Below are 3,316 nucleotides of genomic sequence, written 5' to 3'. Positions count from 1 at the left end.
AGGTGAGTCGATGCGACGCAAACAGAGTCTTATTGTTGAACCGTAAACTTAACTAACTTTGAGTGGTTGCTACCCACTGAGATGGTCTAATTAATCGGGACACTGCAAGTGCTTAACTTCGCAGAGTCGTGAAAGAACAAAAAAACAACCAACTGGCTTCCCGCCGAAAGTATGATCAGGACTTCAAGACTGAAGCCTTGCGTATGATTGCTAATGGTCGTAGTGTGCATCAAGTTGCTCAGGCACTGGGCGTTGGTGAGAATTTGCTGTACCGTTGGCGTAGCCAACAGCAAACCGCTGATGGCTTAACAAAGGGGAAAGAAAAAGCAGATAGCCCACTGGCTATTGAAAATGAGCGCTTACGGCATCAAGTACGCCAACTTGAAGAGGAACGACAGATTTTAAAAAAAGCCTTGGCCATTTTCAGCGTGGCTGACCAAGCCGACAGACCTGAGGTTGATCTATCAGTTTATAAGTCAGCACATTAATGAGCATTCTGTTCAATTCTTGTGCAACGTGTTGCGCGTTAGTCGTAGTGGCTTTTACCGGTATCAAGCTGGTGAAACCTATCAACCCACAGCAGAGAAGAAAAAGTTAGCCCGATAAGTTGAAGAAAGTTTTCTTGACCATTGCCGACGCTACGGGAGTCGTCGGTTAGTCGAAGAGCTTCGCGATCAAGGCTACCAGGTGAGTCGGTATCAGGTGCAGCAACTGATGCGTCAGCAAGGATTACGAGCTATCCAGCCCCGTAGTTTTTTGCCGCGTACCACCGATAGCCGCCATGATGGGCCATTTAGCCCTAATCTGCTGTTGGAAGTGCCGCTACCAACGGCTCCTGGACTAGTTCTGGTAGGCGACATTACCTACATTGCCTTGGCTGGCGGAGAGTGGGCGTACCTGGCTGCCTGGATGGATTTATTCAGCCGACGCATCAAAGGTTGGCAGATAGAAACACATATGGAAGCTTCGCTGATACATAAAGCCCTCAAAAAGGCGTTAGTGGCCTATCCAATTGAAGAACAAGCGATTATTCATTCTGATCGTGGCGGTCAATATATAGACAAAGGCTTTCGCTTAACACTGAGAGATCACAAGTTACGCCAGAGTATGAGCCGTCCTGATGATTCCTATGACAACGCCTTTATGCCGGGCGGCCGGTGCCGAGTCTTGTTGGTCGAGATTGAAGGCTGAGTTGATTCAGGATGGTATTTTTCAGAATCTTGAGGACGCTCGTACCGAGTTATTTGAGTACATTGAGTGCTACTATAATCGGAAACGGAAGCACTCATCTTTGGGCTACAAAAGCCCCGAACAGTTTGAAAATGAGTATTATCTAAATTTGTCAAAAACTAAGCACTAAACTGTCCCGCTAAATCGAACCACCCCAACCCCCTAATTCTTGGACAAAATTTCTTATTTGTTAGTTGGAACATTTTCTGCTTTTCCGCTCGTGCATATCAACTCCTCGTTCCAATAGAAATTGATACGGACTTCGGTAGTGAAGCCCCGAATGAATTCGCTCCAGGTTATAAAAATCCCGGAAACGATTCAGCGTCTCAAGGGCCTAGGCCAGACTTTCGAACTCGTATCGCTTACAAACCGCTCGTTCCAGAATACTGTGATAGCTCTCAATATGGGCGTTCTGTTCGGGGGTAGCTGGTTTGGTAAACTCCTGAATCACATTTCGATCACGAAAATAAGTTTGCACCACATCGGCCACAAATTGACTCCCATTATCGTTGCGGACATAAAACTGAGTGGGTAAGGAGTAGGTCTCAAAGATCGTCTCAAATAAGCAGACCACGTCCTCTTTTCGCATCGACCATTTGATCAAGTGACCCATATTCCACCGACTGAAAACGTCAACAACGGTTAATACTTGGGCGTGCGCACGTCGGGCATGAACGTAAATGTACTTGATGTCGAATTCAAAATACATAAATTCAGCCTCAGGGTTAGGTACCAACTCTTTCACCCACTGACGTTTAGTGGTGCTGTAAGCCCGGCTAGTAAGGTTTAAAAGACCATGTTCGTTCATCAGCCGATACACTTTTTTAGGGTTAATGAGATAATGCTTGGCTTGCCGGAGGTAGATCGTGGTTTTGTAGTAGCCGTAATCGACGAACTCGCGGGCTAATAGGGCTTTAATGTCGTCAACTACCTGACTATCCGGCTCATAGCCTCCTGTTGTTTTGATCGTAGTGGTCGAACAAACCCGACCGGCCGACCGGTTTCCTGCCTGCGGCTTGTAATAGAACGAGCTTCGGCTAATCTGACACAAGCCCAGAACCAGCCGCTTAACCATACCCGCTCTAATGCAATCCTGAGCGACCAGAAGCCGGAGGGACCTGGCTAAGGGCTTTTTTTTAAAAGTTCGTTTTGTACCCGGATGATCAATTCCTTTTCGGCCACCAGCATTTTCAATTCCTGATTCTCCCGTTTGAGTTTTTCAAACTCAGGGTTTTTACCCTGATCCGGTTTAGGGCTCAGACCCCGTTCGCCATCTTGTTCGAAAGATCGCTGCCACTTGTAGAGGGTCGTACTCGATACACCAAGTTGACGAGAAGCTTTGCCGACTCCTTCTTTCTTCAAAAGCTGGAGCGCTTCGAGTTTTTCGGCTAAATTCCAGGCTCGTTTTTCCTTGTTCATAATACCGTAAAAGTAAAACTTCGTTTACGGAAATTATGTCCAGTTAGAGTTTGTTTTGGACGCTTATTTGGCAAAGCGGTTCAGAATAATGGAAATAAAGGCAATTCGTAGCATGGCCTCCGAACTTTCTACCGTTTTTTCCACATCCCGAAATAAACGACGTCTAAAATTAAGCCAACCAAAGCTGCGTTCGACAGGCCAACGATTTTTTTCTGGCACAAAACCCCGGCCACTTTCTGGCTTTTGTGCAATTTCAACTTTCCAGCCATGTTGCTCTTCAACATGCTCGATGAAACTAATTTTATACCCATGATCGGCAGCAATGACTTCTAAACGAGGTACTTTGCCCCGTAACCGGTCAACCACTAACTGCCCGGCAGCATTATCCGAGGTGTTAGCCGAGGTGACAGCCAATGACCAGGGTAAGCCCAACCGATCCACAGCAATACTACGCTTACGTCCATTAATTCTTTTATTGCCATCTATGCCGGTCTCTTCTTTAATAAATTGCATAATCTTAACCGTCTGGCTATCAATAGCTAATAAAGCAGGAGTTTCTTGCCGATGCTGCCGGACCCGTTCTTTGACAACTAGTGTTTTGACTTGATATGCGTGACGGGTAGCTTTGTAGAAAATGCCCCCACTACGATGAAAAAGTATCACGTTA

The 3,316-nt window shown here is 46.3% G+C and carries 5 protein-coding genes and 1 pseudogene; 3 read left to right on the top strand and 3 right to left on the bottom strand.

Features of this window, described 5'->3' with window-relative positions; all coding sequences use genetic code 11:
• The first annotated feature begins 128 nt into the window (after nt 1-128).
• The 3 genes and pseudogenes from AC23NW_RS35955 (at nt 129) to AC23NW_RS35945 (ending at nt 1,360) form a co-directional block, all read left to right on the top strand.
• Nucleotides 129-488, top strand: coding sequence for a transposase (locus AC23NW_RS35955; protein WP_487455507.1), 360 nt, complete (start codon nt 129-131; stop codon nt 486-488).
• 133 nt (nt 489-621) lie between these two features.
• Nucleotides 622-1,191, top strand: a pseudogene (locus tag AC23NW_RS35950) (IS3 family transposase); the annotation flags it as partial.
• Nucleotides 1,121-1,360 (top strand): IS3 family transposase, encoded by a 240-nt coding sequence (locus tag AC23NW_RS35945; RefSeq protein ID WP_487455505.1) that lies wholly within the window; start codon nt 1,121-1,123, stop codon nt 1,358-1,360. The pseudogene AC23NW_RS35950 and the gene AC23NW_RS35945, both read left to right, overlap by 71 nt.
• Nucleotides 1,361-1,564: 204 nt before the next feature.
• On the opposite strand, the gene AC23NW_RS35940 is transcribed toward AC23NW_RS35945, so the two are convergent.
• From AC23NW_RS35940 to AC23NW_RS35930, 3 genes are all read right to left on the bottom strand, one after another.
• Nucleotides 1,565-2,305 (bottom strand): transposase, encoded by a 741-nt coding sequence (locus AC23NW_RS35940; protein ID WP_487455503.1) that lies wholly within the window; start codon nt 2,303-2,305, stop codon nt 1,565-1,567.
• A gap of 47 nt (nt 2,306-2,352) precedes the next feature.
• On the bottom strand, nt 2,353-2,649 hold the full coding sequence (locus AC23NW_RS35935) for a transposase (RefSeq protein WP_487455501.1): 297 nt from the start codon (nt 2,647-2,649) through the stop codon (nt 2,353-2,355).
• Between the two features lie 63 nt (nt 2,650-2,712).
• Nucleotides 2,713-3,316 (bottom strand): transposase (locus AC23NW_RS35930; RefSeq protein WP_487455499.1); only part of this gene is annotated, 604 nt, incomplete at its 5' end.

The organism is Arsenicibacter sp. R0_47 (assembly GCF_057652235.1).
This window is presented reverse-complemented; position numbering and strand designations above follow the sequence as displayed.

Coding starts and splice junctions, on each gene's coding strand:
- AC23NW_RS35945 (WP_487455505.1), top strand. CDS start 1,121: ATGATTCCTATGACAACGCCTTTATGCCGGGCGGCCGGTGCCGAGTCT.
- AC23NW_RS35935 (WP_487455501.1), bottom strand. CDS start 2,649: ATGAACAAGGAAAAACGAGCCTGGAATTTAGCCGAAAAACTCGAAGCG.
- AC23NW_RS35940 (WP_487455503.1), bottom strand. CDS start 2,305: ATGGTTAAGCGGCTGGTTCTGGGCTTGTGTCAGATTAGCCGAAGCTCG.